15 protein-coding genes are annotated in these 24,179 nt (G+C 36.4%); 3 read left to right on the top strand and 12 right to left on the bottom strand.

The window, feature by feature from the left end:
• Positions 1–24: 24 nt before the first annotated feature.
• A complete protein-coding gene (locus tag ACJVDK_RS03560; RefSeq protein ID WP_443938918.1) occupies positions 25–663 on the bottom strand; it encodes a hypothetical protein in 639 nt (212 codons plus the stop codon).
• 345 nt (positions 664–1,008) lie between these two features.
• Here ACJVDK_RS03560 and ACJVDK_RS03555 point away from each other — a divergent pair, with 345 nt between their 5' ends.
• From ACJVDK_RS03555 to ACJVDK_RS03545, 3 genes are all read left to right on the top strand, one after another.
• Entirely contained in the window at positions 1,009–2,934 is a 1,926-nt protein-coding gene (locus ACJVDK_RS03555) for a sialate O-acetylesterase (protein WP_443938917.1), read from the top strand.
• A 2-nt stretch (positions 2,935–2,936) separates the two neighbouring features.
• Entirely contained in the window at positions 2,937–5,123 is a 2,187-nt protein-coding gene (locus ACJVDK_RS03550; protein ID WP_443938916.1) for a glycoside hydrolase family 52 protein, read from the top strand.
• 115 nt (positions 5,124–5,238) lie between these two features.
• Positions 5,239–6,300 (top strand): LacI family DNA-binding transcriptional regulator, encoded by a 1,062-nt coding sequence (locus tag ACJVDK_RS03545; protein WP_443938915.1) that lies wholly within the window; start codon positions 5,239–5,241, stop codon positions 6,298–6,300.
• Between the two features lie 15 nt (positions 6,301–6,315).
• Here ACJVDK_RS03545 and ACJVDK_RS03540 read toward each other — a convergent pair whose 3' ends face one another.
• From ACJVDK_RS03540 to ACJVDK_RS03490, 11 genes are all read right to left on the bottom strand, one after another.
• Positions 6,316–8,403 (bottom strand): polysaccharide lyase family 8 super-sandwich domain-containing protein, encoded by a 2,088-nt coding sequence (locus tag ACJVDK_RS03540; RefSeq protein ID WP_443938914.1) that lies wholly within the window; start codon positions 8,401–8,403, stop codon positions 6,316–6,318.
• An 18-nt stretch (positions 8,404–8,421) separates the two neighbouring features.
• Entirely contained in the window at positions 8,422–9,888 is a 1,467-nt protein-coding gene (locus ACJVDK_RS03535) for a glycoside hydrolase family 28 protein (RefSeq protein WP_443938913.1), read from the bottom strand.
• Positions 9,889–9,901: 13 nt separating this feature from the next.
• Complete coding sequence (locus ACJVDK_RS03530) at positions 9,902–12,766, bottom strand: glycosyl hydrolase (RefSeq protein WP_443938912.1); 2,865 nt, start codon at positions 12,764–12,766, stop codon at positions 9,902–9,904.
• A 10-nt stretch (positions 12,767–12,776) separates the two neighbouring features.
• Positions 12,777–13,610 carry a sugar phosphate isomerase/epimerase family protein gene (locus ACJVDK_RS03525; protein WP_443938911.1) on the bottom strand — a complete coding sequence of 278 codons (834 nt, stop codon included), beginning with the start codon at positions 13,608–13,610 and terminating at the stop codon, positions 12,777–12,779.
• Positions 13,611–13,613: 3 nt separating this feature from the next.
• A complete protein-coding gene (locus tag ACJVDK_RS03520) occupies positions 13,614–14,429 on the bottom strand; it encodes a phytanoyl-CoA dioxygenase family protein (protein ID WP_443938910.1) in 816 nt (271 codons plus the stop codon).
• Positions 14,430–14,456: 27 nt separating this feature from the next.
• On the bottom strand, positions 14,457–15,227 hold the full coding sequence (locus ACJVDK_RS03515) for a 6-phosphogluconolactonase (protein ID WP_443938909.1): 771 nt from the start codon (positions 15,225–15,227) through the stop codon (positions 14,457–14,459).
• 12 nt (positions 15,228–15,239) lie between these two features.
• Positions 15,240–16,436 carry an N-acetylglucosamine-6-phosphate deacetylase gene (nagA, locus tag ACJVDK_RS03510; RefSeq protein WP_443938908.1) on the bottom strand — a complete coding sequence of 399 codons (1,197 nt, stop codon included), beginning with the start codon at positions 16,434–16,436 and terminating at the stop codon, positions 15,240–15,242.
• 34 nt (positions 16,437–16,470) lie between these two features.
• The gene (locus tag ACJVDK_RS03505; RefSeq protein ID WP_443938907.1) at positions 16,471–17,061 is read right to left on the bottom strand and encodes a carbohydrate-binding family 9-like protein; all 591 of its coding nucleotides are present in this window, start codon (positions 17,059–17,061) and stop codon (positions 16,471–16,473) included.
• Between the two features lie 172 nt (positions 17,062–17,233).
• A complete protein-coding gene (locus ACJVDK_RS03500) occupies positions 17,234–18,808 on the bottom strand; it encodes a RagB/SusD family nutrient uptake outer membrane protein (RefSeq protein ID WP_443938906.1) in 1,575 nt (524 codons plus the stop codon).
• A gap of 18 nt (positions 18,809–18,826) precedes the next feature.
• Positions 18,827–21,961 carry a SusC/RagA family TonB-linked outer membrane protein gene (locus ACJVDK_RS03495; protein ID WP_443938905.1) on the bottom strand — a complete coding sequence of 1,045 codons (3,135 nt, stop codon included), beginning with the start codon at positions 21,959–21,961 and terminating at the stop codon, positions 18,827–18,829.
• Between the two features lie 212 nt (positions 21,962–22,173).
• Entirely contained in the window at positions 22,174–23,526 is a 1,353-nt protein-coding gene (locus ACJVDK_RS03490; RefSeq protein WP_443938904.1) for a sugar MFS transporter, read from the bottom strand.
• Positions 23,527–24,179 lie beyond the last annotated feature (653 nt).

The raw sequence follows: 24,179 nt of genomic DNA, 5'->3' as shown, positions 1-24,179 counted from the left end.
CGCCTCAATTGATTTACAAAATGCCTAAAAGTTTTCTTCTTCCGATAATAGTCTTTTTCCAATGTCATCTAGATTTTTCCATATATCTATAATTTCAGGGTGTAGCTCTAAAAATTCAATTAGATTCTTAGACAAATTGGGAAAAACTTCGAGAGCATTAAATTTATCAATCTCCTCCAAAGCTACAATTTTGGCTCTTATTTGTGATCTGTGATATAACTTATATATACCTTTAGCTCTTTTTACAACTTTACCGTCTTCGACACTATAACGAATGCGATATAAGCCATTTTCAAATGTTACAATGCCATTCTCAAGTATTTTTCTCTCGTTAGTGGTCAACTTACTTAAAGCATCTGCATCTTCTAACACCGCTTGACCAATTCCTATAAATTCTGCCGCCTCTGTTGCCGAATATGTTTTTAGAATACCAGAACTTATAACAGAAGTACCTCCTAAACTTAGGACAGCGCCCCCAAGGAACATTATTGTTAGAATTTTTTCATGATCATTGGGGTATTTCTCAATGATGTAATTTCTAAATGCGGTATTTATAGATAAATACGCACTGGTATCGCCCAATAAAGTTACAGCTCCGGCAAGAACACGAGCGAAATTAAGCGATCGAATACCTGCAACTAATTCACCTAAACCGATAAGCATTACTACAGCCGTTAAGCCATTTACACAATCGATCCTATGTTGTGTTGACCAATTAATTATCATAAAACAGCAATACTGTACAGGCGATAAGGATAGTTTCTTTAGCAAGATTAATTAAATTTTTAATCCAGCTTTTAACATAACGTTCACTCATTTTTGATTGTTTTTCAAAAAATAAAATAGCTTAAACACAGCATAAAAATCATCTAAATTTTTAAAAATATCGTTTCGTGTACGGTAACTTATATGTTTTTCAGTATATTTGATAGAGACCTATTTGTAATTTAGTCTCTTTAAATCCATTGATTACGTTTAATGCGTTAAAGAGCAGTTTAATAAAAGAACATGATGAAACGAATACAGTTAACGTTCCTGATTATCCTATTTGCCAGCTTCACAAAAGCCAGTGTTAAGTTACCAGCGTTAATCGGAAATGGAATGGTTTTACAACGCGATAAAAAGATTACTGTTTGGGGATGGGCCGAAGCTGGTGAACAGATTCATTTAACTTTCAAAAACAAAACGTATAAAACAAAAGCTGATCGAAATCAGTATTGGAGTGTTATAATCGATGCACAGAAAGCAGGTGGTCCTTACATCATGCACATTAATACCATTACCCTGGAAGATTTACTCATTGGTGATGTTTGGTTGTGCGCGGGTCAGTCGAATATGGAAGCGGTTATGAACCGATCGAATATTAGAGAAAATTATCCGGCGGAAATTAAACAAAGTAATTACCCCTTCATTAGGCAGTTTACGGTTAAAAGAGATATGGCTTTCAATCCTTTACTCAATGTTAGTAGCGAAAAAGGTTGGGTAACTGCAAAGCCGGAAACTGTCTTAAACTTCTCTGCTGTCGCCTATTTTTTTGCGAAGGATTTATATGAAAAATATAAAATTCCCATTGGGATTATCAATTCAAGTGTTGGTGGTACTCCCATACAATCTTGGGTAGATAGTGAATCCTTAAAGCCTTTTCCTGAGTATTATAAACTGGCGCAAAAATATAAAGACACTGCATTGGTTACCCAAATTTTAAAAGAACATACCTTAAAATCGGAAAACTGGTATTCTTCTATCAGAAATGAAGACAAAGGAGTTATTGAAAAATGGTTTTCCCAAGATGAACAAAGGAATGCAGGATGGCAAAAAATTCAAGACCTAAGTAAATTGAATGAAAAATTCAACACACCCATATATGGTTCTATGTGGTTTAAAACGAGTGTTGAAATACCTAAAAATCTAGTCGGTAAAGCGGCTACAATCTCTCTAGGTGTTATGCAAACAGAAGACGAAACATATTTAAATGGACAGAAAATTGGCTCCATTAACAGCAGCTATACTGAACGCAATTATTCCATAGAACCTGGAATACTTAAAGAAGGCAAAAACACCATCACAATTCGGCTAATAAGTCCAACTACAGGTATTTTAATACATCAAAACGAGGGATATCAAATCAAATTTGCAAATCAATCTATTGCTATAAATAGCGGATGGAGCTATCAATTTGGTATTAAAAAAGAATATTTACCCAAAGGGAACGGATTATCATTACACAGTCCAACCGCTTATTATTATTCTATGATAAAGCCTTTGAGCAAGTTTAGCATTAAAGGAATAGTTTGGTATCAGGGAGAAAGCAATGTTTCTAAACCGGAAGAATACCATCCATTATTAACCTCCTTAATTAGCCAGTGGCGAAACGATTGGCAGCAAGCAAGCCTTCCATTTTTATATGTCCAGTTGGCAAACTACTGCAGTACACCAACGGAGCCAGCGGTTAGCAATTGGGCTTTACTAAGAGAGGCACAAATGAAAACGTTAAATGTTCCCAATACGGCTATGGTTGTTATTCACGATATTGGCGAAAGAAACGACATCCACCCTAAAAATAAATTAGATGTAGGTAAACGTTTGGCATTGGCAGCAAGAAATGTTGCGTATCATGAGAAAATAATCTCCTCTGGACCATTATTTAAATCCGTTTCAATTCAAAAGAATCGAGTTTTGGTCACATTTGATCATTTTGGAAATGGCTTAATGTGTAAAGGCACTCAATTACACACCTTTGAATTATCGGATGATGGAAATAAATTTGTAGCTGCTAATGCCAAAATCGTAAACAATCAGGTTTTCGTGTGGAGCGATTCAGTAACTAAGCCCATTGCCGTTCGGTATGCTTGGGCAGACAGCCCTGATAGCGCCAATCTATACAATAAGGAAGGCTTACCTGCTTCTAGTTTTAGGAGTAATTTAATCTATTAAAAATGAATTCGAAGAACCTATTCCTCACGTCAATAAGCTTTTTTTTATCTCTAAGCATATATGCGCAGAATTTTAAAGTAAATCAGGACTTAATTCGCACCAATTTAACCGACAGCACCAAATTCACGCTTCTTAATTCGCGTTTAGGTAGTCGTTTTAGCTTTTCGCTGCTTAGCGATAAACAAAGCATGCAAAGCGGCAGTTTAGGCTTTGACATGGATGAACAAACCGACTTTCTTATTGGATTAACCATGAACAATAAAACCTATTGTTTCAGAACATCAAAACTTCCTAGAAATACCACCTACCTAAGCCAACAACAGCTTGCGTTTGGTCCATCTTCTATGCAGATTACTGGGGATTGCCCGGAGGGGATTAAAGTAAATTTCACACTAGTTTCATCCTTTACACCTTCAAAAAATCTCCAAGACAGTTCAGCAATAAAAACCCAAATTTTTCCTGGATTTTATTTACAAGTTGAGGTTATTAATGAAAGTCAAAATACCATAACCGGTTCGCTTAAAGTAGGCTTAGCCAAAACACCGGTAAAAGCATTTAACTTTATGAATCTAGAACCTATGAAAGTAGATAATTCGGAGCAAACTGTACTTTTTAGAGATCCGTCAAGTTTAAATGGAAAACTGGCTTTAACAGCCATAAATACACCTCCAAAAGCTACTTTTGACGATTCGGGTTATGCTGGATTACTGTATGAATTTAGCCTTCCTAAACAAGCTAAAAAAATGTTTAACCAAATTTACGCTACACATCACAAAGAAACCGTTATAGAAGACAAACGCGTAAACTTACCCCTTAAGTTCTACTACACACAGTATTGGAACAACATTACCGAAGTGCTTGATTATGCGCGCAATAATTTCGAACAAAATATATCTTTAACGCAAAAATTTGAGGATAGCTTAATGAATAGCAGTTTGACCGCACAGGAAAAATGGGTTTTAGCATTAGCCTTTCATACAGATTTGGCCAATACATTTTTTCTATTGGATAAAAACCAACTGCCACGTTTTTATGTTTCGGAAGGAAGATTTAAACACTTAAGTACCGTAGATGTGGCACACGAAACAGAGGTTAGCGCTATTTTTTGTCCTTGGCGTTTAAAGTTACAACTTAAGCAGTGGACAGACTATATTGCTCGTGAAGAACGTATGGTGCCCGCTAATCCGCAACAAAACAAACCTGCATATCGGCAAGGGATGACTGCTTCGGAATATGGACCATATTTATACCACGATGTTGGAGATTTACCTTTTGTAAGCGAAACCGCAAATTACAATTATGGCCCGCATATGGCCGTGGAAGAAAACACCTCTTTTGTACTTTTATTGTACTACTATTGGAAAATTAGTAAAGACGATGCTTTCGTAAAATCGATGTTGGGTAACGTGCAGGTTTTACTGCAATCTGTAATCAATAGAGATACTAATGGAAATGGTATTGCTGATATGGCCTATGGATGGACTACTTATGACGCAAACGAAGCGCTTAAACTATCGCCCGATAATACTTTTTTAGGCGCTAAACAACTATGTGCCTATACAGTTGCTTCAGATATGTTTAAAACATTAGCCAACAAAACACAGATTCAGGAAGTTGAAGAAAGTAAAAAAGGTGTAGTTGATGGAGAAGGAATGGGTTATAAAGAATTAGGCATTGCCTTAAATAATGCTTCTTTAAGGAATAAACAGGCGCTGCATCTCGAGAATGAAGCAAACCTTATCTTAAATACGTTAAAAAAGGCACAAAAGCGCTATGGTTTTATTCCCGTGAGTCTAGACACGCAATTTCCAAAGTGGAATCAACGTTCCGTAGTAGTGGGAGAAGGACTCTTTTTACCAGGTCTCGTAAATGCAAAATTAACCCTACTCGATGAACTTGCCAAAATATTAAAAAAAGAATATGCCAGCACCTATGCTCTCAGCAAAACTGATTATGGCATTAAATTAACTACTGAAGAAGGTACAACCTGGTTTAGCAAAACTATTGTTGCCGATGTTGTTGCTGCGAAATGGTACGGAATTAAACATTCATCAGCTCCCTATATTTACGCTTGGAATAAAAACAATCCGTACGCGTACAATGATGGATTGTTAAAAAAAGATGATGTATGGATTGGTTATTGGTACCCTAGAGGTATTTCCATATTGGGTTATTGGCTCTTGCGCTAAGTAATAACAAAAAAAAATTGTCGTTTGCGAACAATAATACATCTTAAATTCTTTTTAGCTATTCAATTTTATTATCTTAATTTATAATTTTACATAAGAAATTCTAATTGCTCAAATGAAAACAAATATGCAAACTGGTGTAAAGGAAATCGCGCGAAGAGCAAATGTTTCTATAGGTACTGTTGACAGAGTGTTGCATAATAGAACAGGCGTTTCAGCATCAACACGTACCAAAATATTGGCTATTATGAAAGAGTTAGACTATCAACCCAATATTTTGGCCCGTAGACTGGCTTCAAAAAAAGTATTGCATTTTGCTAGCTTAATTCCCTCTATTTCTTCAGAGACTGATTTTTGGGATGCTCCATGCAAGGGTATTGAAATGGCAGAGTCAGAAATTAAGCAATTTGGAATTGTTGTTGATAAATACTTTTTTGATCAAAACGATAAACAATCTTTTGTAAAAGAGACCAAAAAAATCCTAAAAACAGCCGTTGATGGTATTTTAGTTGCGCCCATCTTTATTGAAGAGTCGCTGGCCTTTTCAAAACTGTGTAATCAAAAAAAAATCCCACAGGTATTTATCAATTCAGATATTCCGAATGAAGCTAGATTAAGTTACATCGGACCCGATTTATTTCAAAGTGGTCATCTGAGTGCACATATGGTAAATTATTTAGTTAAAGAAGGAGAGAAAATTTTGGTTGTAAATATTTCTAAAGAAATCGATAGCTACCATCATCTATCTCGGAAAGAGGAAGGCTTTAGAGCATATTTTGCCAAAAAAGGTAAAAACGTACAAATTCTAAAAACAGACATTACCCAACATACCGATTATAATTCTGTAGCGAAATGCTTAACAAAAGTATTGCAAGAACATCCGGATATAAAAGCTATTTTTGTTACCAACTCAAGGGTATTTTCTGTAGCTCAATTTCTTGAACAGACCCAGCAGCAACATGTATGTTTGGTTGGGTACGATTTTCTACCACAAAGTATTGAACATTTAAAAAAAGGGACTATCGACTTTCTAATTTGTCAGAAACCTCAAGAGCAAAGTTATAAAGGCATAATAACCTTATATCAGAATGTAGTTTTAAATACAGAGATAGAACATACGCATTACATGCCGATTGACATTATCACCAGAGAAAATTACAAATCGTACCGAAACTAAGATCCAATCTTATAGTTAAGATCCTCCATTCAGTCGAAAACTCTGCGTTGCTCCTTTGTGGTCACCTTGTGGTAGCGTAACTGAAAAAGATTCTGTGAGCTTGACTAATGACGAACTAAAGCTTAGCCGAACAGCACGTAGTGTTTGACTAGGATCTGCTATGCAAAATTCAGGATTCGCTGTATTCATTGCTTTAATTAACAGTATGCAAGGTCTATCTACAGCAACCGAAAAATTGGGATTAACCAATGTTCCAGCTTGATAAAAAACAACTTGAACCATGTTCAAATCTTGATGAGCTACGGCCTGCAATGTTGATGTGTTTTCTAAAATTTTTATGTTAGGATAGCTATTATTTTCCATATCCGCTTGGCTAATTCCTGGCTTTACAATGTACGCGTAATTTTGCTCAAATGGATCTTGGCCGTGATGTATCCATAGTTTAAACACTTTACCTTTAATTTGTTCTTTTGAACGATTGCTATTAACCGAATACCAACTTCCGTATTGGGCCTCTTTGGTCCACATTACCTTATCTTTATTCGGAAAATAATACCCTATACTATCGTGCCATATCCTCTTCATCCCTTTTTCGTAAACTTTTACTGGGCCCTTACCCCAACACTGATTAACCGTTGTGGTTATTGTCTCTCTTGCCATACTGGTAATATCACTGCCTAAACAAACCACTTCAGTGTCAAAAAAGAACCAAGCCTTTTTTGCGGTAACTTCGTCGTAATTTAATTGATAAACGGTTGTTCCATACATCCCATCGGAAGTGCCTCCAATAAATGAACCAAGTCCCCTTTCTCCCCAATCTATAGTATTTCTTTTATTCAATTTATAATCTCTGCTGGTAACTCCAGGTATTTTATCCCATTCCCAAATCGGCATTATGTTAAAATATTCAGCGCCACTACGTTGAATATTAGTAGCTCCATCGGGTAAAAATTTAGCTAACAAATTTTCGCTATTTCCGGATTCTGTCCGAATGGTTCTTTTAGAAACCGTGCGTACATTAAATGAATAAGCCGCACGATTGTGTAGTGTATAATCTGCTTTATAAAAAAATAGATGCTTATTTTCAAGCTGAAAGGAAGGCGGTTTAATTTGCAGAATACGTTGATTTGCGGCGATCAATAGCGCCTCATTTTGAGGATTGACTTTTCTAGCAAGCGACAACAAACTGGTACTTCCAGCATGTATCGATATATCTGTTTTATCGAGTATATCGTTTCTAGAGATCCCTCTCCCTTCTACATTAAAATCACCATACTGACCTCTAATGGTCCTTAAAAAAGTACCAAACAAGTATCGATCTAAAATTTTTAATTTTTCGTTTTGAATCGCATAATCCGTGTTCATAACCCAAGAAGCAATCTTATAAGCTCTACTTAAAAAAACCTGACCGTAGCTGGCAATCTGCAATTGTGCTCCATGCTGTAAATAAGAATAATCAACCTGTAATCCTTCTTTTTGCCCAAATGCTACAGGAATAAAAGACTCATGCACGGCTGTATCCATCAATTTCTGATCTTCAGTTAAACAGGCTCTATACATCATGTGAACAGCAACGTCTACCTTATTTGCCCCAACCATCTTATGTACGTCTGTCTTTTTCATCAAATTTATCAATGAATCTTGTAAAGTTTGAGGTACTATTTTACTTCTTTTTAAGAGCAATAGTGTCTCTCCGATTGCGGTTGGAGAAGCAATTTCGTTTTGAAACCAATTGTTGCTCGAAGGATTTGCTTTTATCCAAAAACGTAAGGCTTTAACAATTTTTAATACCAGATCTTGATTACTGATTACAGAATCGTTACTTAACGCAAGCGCAAACTGTTTAACCCGGTTCAAATGCATCAATGGTGGCCAGTTCGTATCTCTATTAGAGGTATAATCGATATCTAACCAATTCCCTGATTCTTGAAGGGTGATAAAATTCCTCTTAAAATCGGCATCAATTTTAGTGTCTACTCGTATAGATTTTAATATCCGAGTGGAAATCACTTGAACGCTATTCTGCGCATGGGCTGAGCAACCAAATAGCCCACTCAAAATCAAAACCGCATAAAACGTATATAGATTAACTATTTTTATCATCGGTTAATCATTACCCATTTATTGAACCTTTACATTTGTTGACTTTTGCGTATACAGTAATTTCTTTTGGTCAATTTGTTGAAAATTAACTTTCTTCAATTCTGCATCGTGCACATCATCCATCACAATAGGCAAACGATAATCTTTCTTTTCGGCTTTTAATTTCAGATTAGAGAAGTTTATATTTTTTGCGTGACGAACGTAAATACCCCAGGCAGGAATTTCTTTAAACATTGAAAATTCTGGGTATCCTGCTGGTACTTCAGGAATACTATCCAACTTATCTAAAGGAATAAAAGCCATGAATTTACTTCCTGCACCCGGATAGGTTATATCAAAGTTACTAAAAGTTACATCTTCAATGTATTGACCGGGCAAACCCGCAATCACAATTGGCGATATATTTCTTGGCATATCTTCGATAGGGCCTTCATAATCATATCCTGCATCTGCTTTGCCCAACGGAACATCGGCCTCCACATTTTTTATTGATACCCTTTTCAAGGTTGATTTTTTACCCGCAATACGTTCACCTAAGCGAAGAAAAATAACATTGCCTGTGTTGGTACTTTTTAAGCCATCAACTACAATATCTTCTAAAAAGCCTCCATCCACACTTTGCAAGGCAATAGCCGACCGATAGGTATTGTAAACTGTATTTTTTAGAATCTTTATATCTCTAAACCCTCCTTTACCAGCTGTTCCCAATTTAATACCGTTTGCACTGGTTCTTACAATGTTGTTTTCGATAAGTATATTGTGGCAATAAAAACCTTCCGTGTGCGATTTCAGGCATATTCCATCATCTGCAGCATCTATATTATTATTGGTAATAACAACATTATCACAATCAACAATATCAATACCATCACTATTCCAATATGCTACGTTGTTAACCGTAATACTATCGATTACCATATTTTTACAGCGTTCATAGGTCTGCAACCAACAAGCTGAATTTTGCAGTAAAAGATTTTTAATATTTACGTTTACACAGTTATAAAAATAGATAACCATTGGCCGAATGGATTCTCTCGTACGATCATATTTTAGAATATCGACTATTAAGCCATCGTTGGCATAGTCTATTGAATTATTTGCTAAAGCACGCCCCTGTCCATCTATCATTCCTTTTCCGGTAATACCTACATTTTCTACGTCTCGGGCATGAATAAGAGCTGTATTCCCTATTCTATCGTAATCAAAAGGATTCGTTGAGCCAAGTAAAACTGCTCCCTCCTCTAACTGTAAAGTTACATTTGACTTTAAATGGATTGACCCCGTTAAATACCTTCCAACATAAAAAACTAATCTGCCTCCACCGTTTTTGCTTATGTAATCAATTGCAAACTGAATCGATCTTGTATTCATGGTTGAGCCATCTGACTTAATGTGAAAAAATGATGCTTTATAGTCTTTAGCAAACAGCATCGTACTTGGTAGCATTATCAATAACAGCAAAATTATTTTTCGTTGAATTTTCATTTCTTACCTTTTATTAAAATAAATGAATCGGGCCAACCAAACCCATAGATTGAAGTGGTTGTTCTTTCTTTTTATTATTTGTCCAATATTGCGCTGTGGTATTCTCGCTTAATGATTTCATATAATTGACCATTACTGTAGTTACCTTTATTTCTATTTGATTTGTTCCCTTTTTTAATAGATTTGAAAGTTTGTACACTCTTCTTCCATACCATTTAACACCTAGGTCCTGTCCGTTCAAAATCACTTCTGATATTCCATGTACTACACCTAAATCCAAAAATTTAAACCGCTGACCATCAACCAAATTCACTTCTGTTTTATACGAAACTACGCCTGAAAAATCGACATATTCGGAACGATCTTTTAAATCAACTAACTCACTCATTTCTTGATTTTTATGCACACCATTCTGATGTTTAAAATCAACTTTCCAAACACCTGTTAATGGAGCATAAGTATTCTTAACTTCTGGAATCTCTATCCATTCTTCCCCGTTTTTTTGATCGTCAAAAACGATCATTACCGAATCGGCTGGATAAAGTTTTAGACTAACGCGCCCTTCCTTCAACTTTAACTTAAACCGTTCACCTGTTACTGCATCCCATATCCAGGCTTGTTTTTTATTCACTATTTCAGGTAAAAATGTTACCTCTAAATCGGTGTTTAGGTGTGCGCTTGAATGATTAAATAAAAAGATTTCTGTATCCTTCGTTTGGTAGCGTACTTGACTTACAAACGTACTCGGTTTTGTTATTTTAACATAAGGCTTAAGCGAGTACTTCGTTTGAACTTCTTTATACCAATCTTTAAAGTTAGCCTGAGGTTTGGATAAGAAAATAAATTGATTCGGGTGTTTCTTTAACTTGCTTATCCATTGCTGTACTTCTTGATCTTTTTCGAGATGATTGAACCAGCCTAATGATTGCTGAGGATAGGCTTCTATACAAAAAATTCGAACCCCAGCTTTCACAAAATCGTATAATCTTTTTGCTGTTTCAGGTAAAATACTTTTTACTTCGATGAGGAATAAGGTATGGTATTTTCTCTTTCCGTACATTAAAGAGCCATTTTTAACATCGGCTTCTGCTATTACTTGTTCCGAAATAAAATCGCAGGCATTTCCATTTTGGTGTATGGATTCCCAAATCAGTTGTTGATAAGTAGGTGTAACCCGATATGGAAAGGGTTCCATCTGCGCACCAACATCAGCCCACATGTGGCCAAATGGAGCAAGGATAGCAATATCTGCAAAAAAATCAGCTTGCTGCAATAAAGCCGATTGCCTGGCTCTATAATCAGTATAGTGCTTAAAATGTGGCCACATGGTATTTTGCTCATTAAAGTATCCCCCGTAGGTAATCCAGCCTGGAAATTCCGCATGTAGAGGAGAGTAATTAAAACCATGAAAAATAGGATGTGTGACACCGGAAATTACACTCTGATCGCCAGCTATTTTAAGCAGTTCTAAAGATTCGTTAAAAACCATATCGGTATTAGTAAACTCTTCTGAACTCACCAATTTCTTAGCTTTTAAATGTGCTGCCGAGGATACGATTTTATTAATCATTGTGTTTCCTCTACCCAAATGCCAAGGATATTTCATAAAATCTGTTTCGGAAATTTCTTCTCCGATACCGTATTTCATCCAAGTTTCACATTCGGGGATATCTACATCAAAAGTCCCTTCAAGCGGAAAATGCCCCCTACCGTAGGCCTGCGCCCTCGATTTTATTTTATTATCCTTACACCAGTTAACAAAGGTAGTGGTAAACCGTTCACGAATAATTTCGGCTTTGGTATACTCAAAATCATAACGCATACGTCGAAGCATATCTTTCATTTCTGGACTCATGTTTACCTGATAATTTAAATCGATGGTATTGCCCATTCGTCCCGTTTTAAAAAGAATAAAGGGTAAAAACGGAAATAAATCGTATCCTCTTCGCTTTTTAAATTCAAGCATCATGTCTTTTGTCCAATTTGCCCCTTCAATTTCCAAGCTATCTAAAAAAAATGAACGTACATGTGGTGCTAGCGAACCCATTCTTTTTTGAATAGTATCGCTGATTCTATACAAGTACGTACTGACTGCTTTTTCGTTATAATGATCTAATACGGGGCCATTACCTCCAGGAGCACCCTGAATAACTTTCATAAAACTGTTGATTTTCACCAAAGCTTGTACGGCAAAATTCCCTTTAGGTATATCAATTTTAACAGATTCATCGATAACTTGATCCTTAATATTTTTAACCTGATCCATATGTACCAAGGGATCTGGAACAATACTAAGCGCCAACAATTCCATTTTACGACCTGAATATGGACTCAATGTGGCTGGATCTGCTTCTTTAAAAAGGTCAAACAATGAAATTTCTGTTTTCAATGGACCTATCATTTTTTTAACAGCAATAACGACTACTTCCGCACATTCTTGTGGTTTAAGAAATTCTGCTCCATAAGGGAAACCTGTACCAGGAAGTAAATCGCAGGTAAGTCCTAATTGATTGGCTTCATTGAGTGTAAACTTTAATAAATCAATCCATTCGTCGCTCAACCAATCTACCGAAGGTATACCCATGTCGTTTGTATTCGATGGAAATGAAATTGGATTGATCTCTACCCCCCCAATCCCCGCATCTTTAAGAACTTTAAGTTCTCTTAACAATTCATTTTTTTCGACTTTATTTCCGTTCCACCACCACCTTACAAAGGGCCTATAACCCATTTCAGGCTTCTGAAAGAGCGTATATAAATCTACTTCAGAAGGCATGATTCCTTCTGCTAAAGCCTTTGAAAGGGCATTGGTCCTTAAGGCCAATAAACTAGATACCGAAAAAACAGTGCTTTGCTGTAAAAATGTTCTCCTTTTCATATTTTCTTCGTTAACGGTATCGCTCTTGCAGTAAATTTTTCATCCATAAATTTATCTGCCATTGCTCGGTTCTTAAGTCTGATGTTCTATTTCCTTTGATCATGTATGGAACTGGACCAAATTCTGGTGTTATGGTAATGGGATATTTCTTATCACGCATTCCATCTATCCATTTATCCCATACTTTAAGGTGTGCATTTAAAGCTTCTTGATATTCGGCATTTGCCGGATTCCAAACTTGCGAACTTTGAGTACTTCCTACCCTGGCATGAATGTGCCTAGCATGTGCTATCGCTCTCTCCACAGCCAATTGCTGGTCTTCTAAATAGCTTTCGGAAACACAAAACCAGTGAGAAACATCTAAGGTTAATTTTAAATACGGGTTCTTTTTTAAGATGGGTTCTACCCGATGAACGGCGTAGGACCATTTATTACGATGTGTTTCTTGATATATTGGCGTTTGGTATACATTTTCTATTTCGGTACAAATGTCGATACAGCTCTGAATCTGCAACTCATCAAAAAATTCTCTTCCTGTTTGCGCACTAAAAAACAAGGGGTTTTGCGATTCAGTACGTATTTTCATTAATTGATCAAGGCTTTTACGTAGCTCTTCTACATAAATCTCGTAATCGGAATATGGCGTAATTACTGCCATCACTATCGCATAATCTAACGTGTAAGCTTTCAATAAATCGAGTACTTCCTCTACATTACACTTTTCAGCAAAAGGAAACCATTCAATGCCTGAGTATCCTGACTCTTTTACTTGTTTTAAAAAAGTTGGCCAAGGTACATCTTCAAAACCCCATCTCGGACAAAGAAATTTGATTGGAGATTTCATTGCTTAGGCTTTATATATGAGTGGATTTTGATCGTTATCGTTTAATAAATCGCCAATAGTGAGCGTTTTTAAATAAGCATCTGGTAAAATATTGGGTTCACCGTTAAATACATTTCCATCGGGCATGTAGGCACAGGTCATAGCACGTCTGTTGCCGCAGCTCATATTCGCTCCAGCCCCATGAATGGTTAAACCATTGTGAAAAGAACAGCTTCCGGCTTTCATTTTTGCAGATACTGAGGCTACTTGAGCAAATTGAGGGTAGGCTTGAAAAATGCCGTCCATATTTTTTCCTATTCCTTTGTTTTCATAGGTTGTTTCTTTAAATGAACCTGGAATAAAATACAAGCACCCACTCTCGGCGGTTGCATCATCTAAAGCCACCCAAATGGATAAAGCTCTTCTATCAGAAAAAGACCAAAATGGGGTATCTAAGTGCCAAGAAGTAGGATTAGCCCATGGTTTCTTAAACAAAGCCTGATCATGCCAAATACGTATCCCATCAACGCCGGCGAGTTGAGCAGCCATTTTCCCAATTCGTTCGTCGAGCATAATATCTTTCACTTTATCATTCGTTTGCCAAAGGTTCAGGAGTTGATCAAAAACTTTAGAAAAATATTCGGAATCTTTGTTAATGCCATCGTCCATTCCCAAAACGGCATCTTTACCTGGCATTTTAAGCCCCTTTCTTTCTGCAACTGCTTCGGTAACGGCTTCTCGCCATAACGCCAATTCTTGAGGAGAGAGAAAATCTTCAATTACAACAAATCCGTTAGTTTGATAAAATTGAATCTGCTCATTTGTTAGTTCACATTTCATTTTATAGTAGGTTTTTGGTTAGAAAACTTATTTTATTTTTTCGGGTAGTAAAGCGCTACTTTCTCCATCTAAAAACAGGATAGCATTTGGATGTATTCTTAATAGCGTGGAAGGAAAATTATCACTTACTCCTTCGGTTAAGGTCAGCAAAACAGCCTGAGCTTTTTTAGGTCCTGGCACTGTACAAAATGCATAAGGAGCTTTTAGCAATGCAGGCAATGTTAAGGTTAAAGCATGTGTAGGGACTTCGTCTATTTTGTTGAAACAACCATCATTTACTTGTTGTGTGCGGCATTGCTCATCCAAATCTACTCGTTTAACCAGAAAGGGATCATTAACCTCTGCAACATGCGGATCGTTAAAGGCGAGATGCGTATTTTCACCAATTCCTAAACACACAATATCGGTTTGAAATTCCGTTAACAATTGCGCATAACGCAAACACTCTGCTTTACAATCTTCAGCATTTCCATCAATATAATGTATCGAATGAAATGGAGCTTTATTAAACAAGCGCTCTTTCAAAAAATTACCAAAACCTTGTGGAGCATCTGCATGAAGATTAATGTATTCATCCATGTGAAAGGCATTTACTTTTGACCATTCAACTTCTTTTATTATCAGTGCTTCGAAAAATTCGTTCTGAGAGGGAGCTGCTCCAAAAATGATGTTCACGAAATCTTGGGTCAATAAAAGTTGGGTTATTTTTTGGCTAACTGCTTCCGCAACCGCTTCACCCATCGCCTTTCTGCTTTCAAAAACTTTAACGGTTAAGCTATCCTTTATAAATTCTTTCATATAATTTTATTTTTAGTTGAAATCTGGGGAAGTATAGATAGTTCTTCCTCGAACGATCGTTTTTTTGATCTTAATCTCTTCATCAAAAAAGACGATATCGGCATCTTTGCCAACAGTTAAACTTCCTTTTCTATCTTGTATACCCATAACCGTAGCTGGGCTTAATGACATCATTTTTACGACATCAAGCAATGCGATATTGGCTTGTTGTATCATGGTTCTTACCAATCGATCCGTTGTGGCTACACTTCCGGCAAATGAAGATCTATCGGCCATGATAGCTACACCATTTTCAACAATTACTTTTAAGCCAGTCTCTTTATTTCCTAGAATACTTTCCCCTTCGGGCATACCCGCAGCCCTCATGGCATCGGTAATCAAGCTTATGCGATTAACGTCTTTAATTTTGTAGACCAGTTTCAGCAATGGCGGAGGTAGGTGTATACCGTCGGCGATAATTTCTACATCCATTGAATCGAATAGAAATGCACTCTCAATTACTCCCGCATAGCGATAGGTATTCCTACGCGTAACACCAGACATAGCAGAATATAGGTGAGTAGCTAAACTATAGCCATTTTCTACGGCCTCTACCACTTCTTCGTAAATGGCATCAGTGTGTGCAATGGCTGCTATTACCCCTTTATCGCGCAAATATTTCCCCATTTCAATTGCTCCAGGCAATTCGGGTGCGACACTCCAGCGTTTAATTATTCCCGCTCCATACGTCATGATTTCCGTATACTCCTTTACATCAGGATTACGAATATACCTTGGATCTTGAGCCCCACTTTGGCTTAGAGCGAAATAGGGTCCTTCAAGATGTAAGCCAATAAATTCAGCGCCTTTATTGTTTTTACTGTTTGCACTTTTGTATAAATCAACGGCTTTTAAAAGGTCTTCTTTAGAACTGGTTAAGGTAGTAGGTGCCATAGCTGTTGTACCGTATTTGGCATGTATTTCAGCAATACCTAAATAAGCCTCTTCAGTGCCGTCCATAAAATCAAATCCGCCACCGCCATGAATATGAATATCGATAAAACCAGGTGATACATACATCCCCTTTGCATCGATAACTTCGTAATCACTTACCGGGATGTCCACATCACTTATTGCAGCTATTTTCTCTCCATGGATAATAATAACCCCTTTATCTATAATTCGATATGGGGTTATTATTCGGCCGTTAATTATTTTAATGTTTTTCATAGGTAGATCGTTTTCGATTGCATTAAAGTTTGATTTAGCTAAACGCTAAACTTCCAAAGAACTCAGGTAAATGGAAGTCGGGTGTTTCGGAAATTATGTTTTGCCAAGAATAAAAGTGTTCCTTTGGTAGATCGTCTCCACATTTAAAAAAATTACCCCTTGCGCTTTTCTGGTTAAAACTGGTTAGGTTGCTAGCCTCAAAAATTTCTATGGGTAGCATAGCAGTTATTTCCCATTGGTATCTATTTTTTTCTTCTATTGCTGCTGATTTAATGTTAATATGCGTTTTAACTTTACAAATTAACTGCTCATTCAGCAATTCTCTGTTTAAACGCTCTTTTCCGTATCCAATTAAACACAGCCCCATGCAATTGAATTCAATATTGAAGTATTTATCGTCATCCTTAAACAAAACAAAAAACTCGACGCAATTATCCTGATGTACAGGTCCGTTTATTTGATGTGTTTTTACTTTTATTACATCCTCCTTCACGTAAAACTTCAAGAAAATTGCATCGCCAGAATGCACAATTGCCACACTGGTTTGGCAATTACTTTGAAATGCTGGCCATGGCTGATATTGAATAGCGTTCTTCACATGCGTGTCCAATAACTTTGACACCATTTGCAAGTCGGAATGTTGGCTTATAGAATCTATTAACGGTATATGCATCTGTATAAAATATTAATCTCAAGTTTAAAACATCCTGATTTACAAAGACTTTAAACAAATAGCTTTATTTTAAAAAATGCAAAAAACACGTTTTTTTTTGCGCATTTTTCACATTTTTCATTCGCTATTTATATCCTAAATTTTGTCCTAACTGAGCATCCTTATTCAAGTCTATTTCCGTTTGCGGAATTGGAAAAAGTTGATGATAAGGCTGCACGGTAGAAGTTTGTATAGAGTTGTATTTTTTCAAGCGCTCTACAAGTGTTCCGGTGCGGGCTAAGGTCATTCTTCGATTTTCTTCTCCAATCAGTTCTCTTACACGTTCGTCCAAAATAAAGTCTAATGTAATGTCTGATGGAGATACCTGCGCAGCATTCGCACGTGTTCTCAATACATTTATACTGATGGCGGCATCGTTGAGTTTTTGCTGTTTAAACTGTGCTTCTGCAAGTAACAAATACGTTTCCCCTAAGCGCATCATGATTAAATCTTTATATGCTCCATTTCCGGTTGGATCGGTTGCGATATAGTGATTCCATTTTGTAGTAAAAGGAACAATTTTATAAAGCGTATCAGCCGGTAATGGAATTACCTTTTGGCCAAATTTTGCATTCTTTGGATCATTGTAATAAAAATCGCGATGGATATTGTATTTAGAGTTACGCATATCTGCTCCTTTATACAATCCATTTATCACCCAGGGGCTTAACCTAAGACGACCAATACCACGACCACCTAATGAATCGGCTACCAATAATCCGGGTACGTTTGAATAATAAGGTACCCAAACACGTCTGTGCTGATCTAAACTTGAAGAACCTCCTGGAACATTAAATTCCATTTCTTGTACCCAAATGGCTTCGGTATTGCCTTGTCGACGTCGCATATTACCTACATGAAACATATCCGAAAAAGCATCACCAGGCTCTGAAGCTTTAACTCCGTATCTAGTTTTAACAATCGAAAACTTTTTACCGTTAATAACATTTAAACATTGAACTTCGGCCAAATCGTTTTTACCTTGTCTCAAATAGGCTTCAGCAAGCAATTGTTGTGCGGCTTCTTTGCTTATTCTACCAGGCTTTGACACAGCATCTATAGTAGGTAAATTTGCAGAAGCAAAAATTAAATCGTCGTTAATAAGTGCATTTAAACTTTCTAAACTTGCGCGGGTGAAATCTGTTTTGGGAGCGTCTAATGGCTGATCAATTAAAGGAACTTGCCCCCATAACGTTACTAAAAAATTATAGGCATATGCTCTAAAAAATTTGGCTTCGGCCAAATATAAATTACGTTGCGCATCAGATAAAACGGCGGTTTGATCAGAAGCACCTTTTATAATTTGATTCGAATTGTTAATTACTTTATATGCCCAGCTCCAGTAATTAAGCACTGCGGGACTTTGAGAATTTAACAAAGCATAATTTTGAAATGGTTCAGCCTCACCTGCATCTAAACCATTAAGCGCCACATCTGTACCCACTTGGAAAATAGCCAATAAAGACTGTGTAACTTGCATGGTATATTGCTCTCGAACAGAAGCCTGTAAACCAGCTATCCCCGACTCTAAGCCTGCCACATTTTTAAATGTATTTAAAGGTGAATACGCTGAATCAGAATTCTCATCCAGAAAATTTTTCTTACACGAAAGAAAACAGATTATAACTGGAAAAACTACTAAAAAGATTAATTTTTTCATGATAACTTTTTTTAAATTTTAACGTAGCGTAATATTTAAGCCAAAAACGAAACTCGATACCAAAGGATAAATACCATAGCTAAGCGGTGCATTTGCGGTTCCTGCCTGATTGGCATTTACGCTTAGTTCGGGATCTAAGCCTACCCAATCGGTAAATGTGATCAGATTTCTACCGCTAACAAAAGCCGATAGACTACCCAAGTTTAGTTTTTTCAATACCGGATCGGCAAATGTATAGCTGAAAGTAACATCTTTTAAACGAGTATAGCTTTGATTTACCGGGTACGCATATAATCGCGGATTGGTAAACACTAAAGAAGGCTGCGAATTGTTTCGGTTTTCTTCTGTCCAATACGATACTTCGCGAGGAATATTTACACGTCCTCCGTAATTTTGTAAGTTTAATAAAGGGTTATTGATTAAAGATCCTTGCGAGGTTTGAATAAATACGCTTAAACTAAATTGTTTATACCTAAAATTATTGATCATCCCACCGGTCCATTTTGGTAAACTTGTACCTTGATACACCTTATCGGCTTCCGTAATTTTATTATCATTATTGGTATCCTCAAATTTTAAACTTCCCGGTACTGCACCTGGGTCCACTGTTGATGGATCTTCGCCAACTTGCCAAATGCCTGTTTGCTTATAATCGAAGATGGCGTATAGAGGTTTACCAATAAACCATTTATTTCCGACATCATCTTTATCGTCGCCATATAGCGAAACAATCTTATTTCGGTTCGCAGAAAAGTTAAAATTTGTAGACCAGGTAAAATTGCTTTTCGAAATGTTTACTGTATTTAAAGTAAACTCGATTCCTTTGTTCTTTACGCTCCCCAAATTATCAAATATACTTGCATACCCTGTAATGGTTGGAAGTTTACGACTAAGCAAAACATCATTTGTTTTGGTTTGATAAGCCTCAATGGTACCGCTAATTCTATTGTTAAATAAAGCGAAATCTAAGGCTAAATTGGTGCCTGTAGTGCTTTCCCAATTTAGATTAACGTTACCCAAAACTCCGTTAGCCAGCAAAGAACTTGAAACTAAGCCAATAGCTGTAACGCTATTGTAAATGTATTTGGTAACACCCTGCGTAGTAATAGTTTGATAAACGCCAACAGCTTGATTACCTGATTTACCGTATGAAGCTCTTAATTTAATGTTATTAATTTGTTTTACGTTTTTCAAGAAATTTTCCTTAGAAATATTCCATCCTACAGCCACTGAAGGAAACAAGCCGTATTTATTTGTTCCCGAACCAAAAGCGGAGTATCCATCTCTCCTAGCTGTTGCAGTAAGTAGATATTTACTTTTATACGAATAATTAATTCTTCCCATCTGCGAGATTAAGGCTTCTCTACTATAAAAAGAATTTGCCGTAATTACGGCAGCGGCAGCCATATTATTAAACGATAAATCATCGTTAATGAATGTCCTCCCATTTGTACCATTCGTATTATATTCTTTTTCCTGAGCACTGTAAAGTGCTGTTACATCGATATGATGACCGCTAGCCCAATCTTTATCATAGGTTAGAATATTTTCAACTATCCAACTCGATGTTTCAGCATTTGAAATTGCTGCTGTTCCATTGAAGGTATCGCCAGCATCTACACCCGTGTAAGTGTTTGTTCTTGAAGGTAAAAAAGTAAAATTGGCGTTTACACGGTACTTTAAACCTTTCAAAAAGGCAGGCTTAACGTCGGCATAAAATATTGCGTTTAAATTTTTATCTCTATTAATTACATCAGAATTTAAGCCCAATAGTGGATTTCGAAAGTTTGTTTCAGAGAACATCGGAAAAATGGTGTAATCGCCATTTGCCTCAAACTCACGACCATATGGACTCATTTGCATGGCGGCTGTGTAATTTACTTTCCCGCCATCGGTATTGTTAGCCGCAAAAAATAGCGATGTACCTGCTGTTAACCAATTCGTTAATTTAGCATCAATGTTTGATCTAAAAGAGGCACGACTATATTGATACCCCTTTAAAACTCCTTTTTGCTTTTGATAAGCTCCCGAGACAAAATATTTTATGCGCTCAGTACCTCCAGAAATGCTAATATTATGATCCATAATATAGCCTTGCTGCGAAATCTCATCCATCCAGTCTACGGTTTTACCCGCATTGTAATTTTCTATCTCGTATTGGTTTGGCACCGGTGGCGAAGGAACCGCCTGCTTTCCTTGATTTCTAAAATCAATGTATTTCTGAACGTACTCATCAGCATTTAAAGGTGTTAAAGTTTTATTCTGAAATTCAGGTCCTCCATAACCGCTGTATCGAATGGTAGGTTCACCCGATTTACCACGTTTTGTGGTAATTAAAATTACCCCACTAGAACCCCTTGTTCCATACACCGCAACCGCAGAAGCATCCTTTAAAATTTCTATGGACTCGATATCATTCGGATTAATATCGTTCATTGAGCCTCCTAGATTACTAAAGGGTACCCCATCAATTACTGTTAATGGAGCGGTGTTAGCATTTATTGAATTTACACCCCTTACTAGAACTCCAGCCGAGCTACCTGGAACAGAAGAGGTTTGCGTAATCCGTAAACCCGCTGTAGCACCCTCCATGGCGTGCAATACATTGGTTACCGGTATTTGGGAAAGTCTTTCTTTAGGTACCGAACTAACCGAACCTGTTATATCCGATCGTTTTTGTGTTCCGTAACCCACTACCACAACATCATTTAGTTCGTATTTTTCATTATCTGGTTTTAAAACAACGTTAATATTAGCTTCACTTTGAACGGTGATGGTTTGAGTGGCAAATCCCACATAGGAAAACTGAAGTGTTCCACCTTTCGGAACAGTAATCTGATACCGTCCTTCAGCATCCGTTTGCGTGCTAACGTTTGAGCCCACAACCCTTACAATAACACCCTGAAGTACCCCTCCCTCATCTTTTACCACACCCTTAATTTTAATATCTTCAAAATTAAAGCGAACGTGTACTCGATTTAATGCATTTGAGTAATCACGAGTTAAATCAAAATTTGTTTCTGTTGAAAAATCTTTTGCTGCTGCACTAAATGATATCAACAGCAGGCTAGAAAAAATAAGATTTTTCTTGGGCAACAGTATTCTATAAAAAGCAAAAAAAGAAGGTGTGCCCACTATTAATTGTTTTTTCATTTTTTTCTTAATTAAAATTGAATGGTTAGTATTCTTCAGGCTGCGCCTGATTGGTTATTAACAAATAAGATTGGATGCTAGTCTTGCATTGCGCACTTATCAAAAGGTTGAGTATTTTGTTTTCATCTCATAGTTTTTTGTTTATTTAAGTTATTTAGGTTAGTTATATTCTGTTTGTGTCTTCCATAAAAACATAAAGCTTTTTTAAAACGTTAGATCGATGGCGTTCGCTCCCTTTTAGGCATCCATATTTTTATTTTATGCCCATAAAAAGCATAAAATATTAAGTATAGATAGCAAGGGAAAAGTATCCAATAGGCCACCTTTTCGTTGTAGATATCGGCCACGTAACCGTATAGTAATGGGAAAAGTGCACTTCCGCACAAAGCCATAATTAATATGGAAGCGCCGACTTTTGTAAATCGACCTAAATTATTCAAAGCGAGTGGCCAAATACCCGCCCAAACCAATGAATTTGCCAAACCCAACAGCACAATAAACCATATAGAAATATCTGCAGCGTGACCAAAAACCTCATATACACCAGATGAAAAAACGATAAATAAGGTAAGCATTGCGCCTAGTAATGTACATGCACGAAGCACATTGACTTGTGAGATATATTTTGGAATTAAAACAATACCAAGCAAATAACCAATAATGGTAGTAAATAAGGTATATGAAGGAAAAACCTTAGCTTTCATAATTGGCATACCCATTGAAGTGGCATAACCTATAACCGTATCTATAGCAATAACCTGTGTACCAACATGCATGAATATTGCTAAAACACCTAAAATAAGGTAGGGAAAATGAAAAACATGCTTCTTATCGGCATTGGTTTGCAAAAGCTCGGTATCTTCTTCTTCTGTATTAATCTCTGGCAACGGAGAATACCGGATAAATAGCCCCAAAGAAGCCAACACAGTCCCTAAAATGCCATAGGGAATAATTACCCTGCGGATGAGTTGATCTAGAACCCCATTCCTTTCCGCATCGGTCATAAATGCTAATCGATTTAATACCTCATTATCGGAAACTTTAAAAACAACAGAAGCAAAAATTAATGGAGCAAGCAAACCGGCGCCTTTGTTGCAGATTCCCATTATACTTATGCGTTTAGCTGCCTGATCGATTGGACCCAATATGGTAATGTAAGGATTGGCAGCTGTTTGCAAGATGGCCAAACCGGAACCTATAGTAAACAATCCCATTAAAAAAATACTATATGTTCGGCTAAGTGCTGCAGGGATAAATGTAAATACCCCTATAGACATAATCCAAAGTCCAAACATAATCCCTTTTTTAAAACCTACTCTCTTTAATAAGTAAGACGAAGGAATTGACATAATAAAGTAAGAGATGTAAAAGGCAAAAGCCACTAAGTACGATTCGAAATTGCTCAATTCGCAAGCAATCTTAAAATAGGGAATCAGAATCGCATTAATCCAGGTTACAAAACCAAAAATAAAAAATAAACCACCCAAAATTAAAGTAGAAATTCTTGTTTGCGCTTTTGTTAAAGAACCCACATCAACCAGGCTTGTATTTTTATTTATTTTCATATATAACTAAATAGGGTAATTTTATTAATCTCATTTCGTGTACGTACACGAAAACTGTCAAAAAAAATACAGCGACAGTTATTTCTTTGTTATACTTGGTTATTTCGTCAAATCGTTAACGTACACGAATATAATCACTTTTAATTTAAATCCAATTATTTTTTTTTATTTTTTCTACCCATACAGTTAAATATAAGTGCGTTAGCCTTGGTAAGACCCCTATATTACGACAAAATATCGTGTGCATGTTACAAATAATACATTTTCAACGTTAGAATTTCTCCTCTCCCTCTATTCGCCACCTTCCATGCGCAATCAAAATACAAGCAAGAACCCGCATCCTTTATTTGTTTCTCAGCAATTATATCAGATTATGCCTTACCAATATTTATGATATACCTAAAAAATTGAAGAATATTAAAATATCATATAAACTTTATTAAAAAAAAATGTAATTTGTTGAATACATTTAAAAACTATTAAACATACAACCATTAACACATTTTTACTAAATCCTATACGATTTAAAACAGTTGAGCGGGTTGATGAGGGATAAAATGGGTACGAAAACTCTTTGAATTTAAGTCTTAAGAACGGAAGAAACGCAGTTAAAATACTGCATTTTTTTATCTGGATGAAAAAAGGAAGCTCAA

It is taken from the genome of Pedobacter paludisoli (assembly GCF_052344095.1).
Taxonomy (GTDB): Bacteria; Bacteroidota; Bacteroidia; order Sphingobacteriales; family Sphingobacteriaceae; genus Pedobacter.
Note: the sequence above shows the minus strand (reverse complement) of the source record. Positions and strands in the feature narration are given on the sequence as shown.

What these genes read in the sequence shown, in the direction of transcription:
- ACJVDK_RS03560 (WP_443938918.1), bottom strand. Translation starts at nt 663, where the DNA reads ATGCTTATCGGTTTAGGTGAATTAGTTGCAGGTATTCGATCGCTTAAT.
- ACJVDK_RS03555 (WP_443938917.1), top strand. Translation starts at nt 1,009, where the DNA reads ATGATGAAACGAATACAGTTAACGTTCCTGATTATCCTATTTGCCAGC.
- ACJVDK_RS03550 (WP_443938916.1), top strand. Translation starts at nt 2,937, where the DNA reads ATGAATTCGAAGAACCTATTCCTCACGTCAATAAGCTTTTTTTTATCT.
- ACJVDK_RS03545 (WP_443938915.1), top strand. Translation starts at nt 5,239, where the DNA reads ATGAAAACAAATATGCAAACTGGTGTAAAGGAAATCGCGCGAAGAGCA.
- ACJVDK_RS03540 (WP_443938914.1), bottom strand. Translation starts at nt 8,403, where the DNA reads ATGATAAAAATAGTTAATCTATATACGTTTTATGCGGTTTTGATTTTG.
- ACJVDK_RS03535 (WP_443938913.1), bottom strand. Translation starts at nt 9,888, where the DNA reads ATGAAAATTCAACGAAAAATAATTTTGCTGTTATTGATAATGCTACCA.
- ACJVDK_RS03530 (WP_443938912.1), bottom strand. Translation starts at nt 12,766, where the DNA reads ATGAAAAGGAGAACATTTTTACAGCAAAGCACTGTTTTTTCGGTATCT.
- ACJVDK_RS03525 (WP_443938911.1), bottom strand. Translation starts at nt 13,610, where the DNA reads ATGAAATCTCCAATCAAATTTCTTTGTCCGAGATGGGGTTTTGAAGAT.
- ACJVDK_RS03520 (WP_443938910.1), bottom strand. Translation starts at nt 14,429, where the DNA reads ATGAAATGTGAACTAACAAATGAGCAGATTCAATTTTATCAAACTAAC.
- ACJVDK_RS03515 (WP_443938909.1), bottom strand. Translation starts at nt 15,227, where the DNA reads ATGAAAGAATTTATAAAGGATAGCTTAACCGTTAAAGTTTTTGAAAGC.
- nagA (WP_443938908.1), bottom strand. Translation starts at nt 16,436, where the DNA reads ATGAAAAACATTAAAATAATTAACGGCCGAATAATAACCCCATATCGA.
- ACJVDK_RS03505 (WP_443938907.1), bottom strand. Translation starts at nt 17,061, where the DNA reads ATGGTGTCAAAGTTATTGGACACGCATGTGAAGAACGCTATTCAATAT.
- ACJVDK_RS03500 (WP_443938906.1), bottom strand. Translation starts at nt 18,808, where the DNA reads ATGAAAAAATTAATCTTTTTAGTAGTTTTTCCAGTTATAATCTGTTTT.
- ACJVDK_RS03495 (WP_443938905.1), bottom strand. Translation starts at nt 21,961, where the DNA reads ATGAAAAAACAATTAATAGTGGGCACACCTTCTTTTTTTGCTTTTTAT.
- ACJVDK_RS03490 (WP_443938904.1), bottom strand. Translation starts at nt 23,526, where the DNA reads ATGAAAATAAATAAAAATACAAGCCTGGTTGATGTGGGTTCTTTAACA.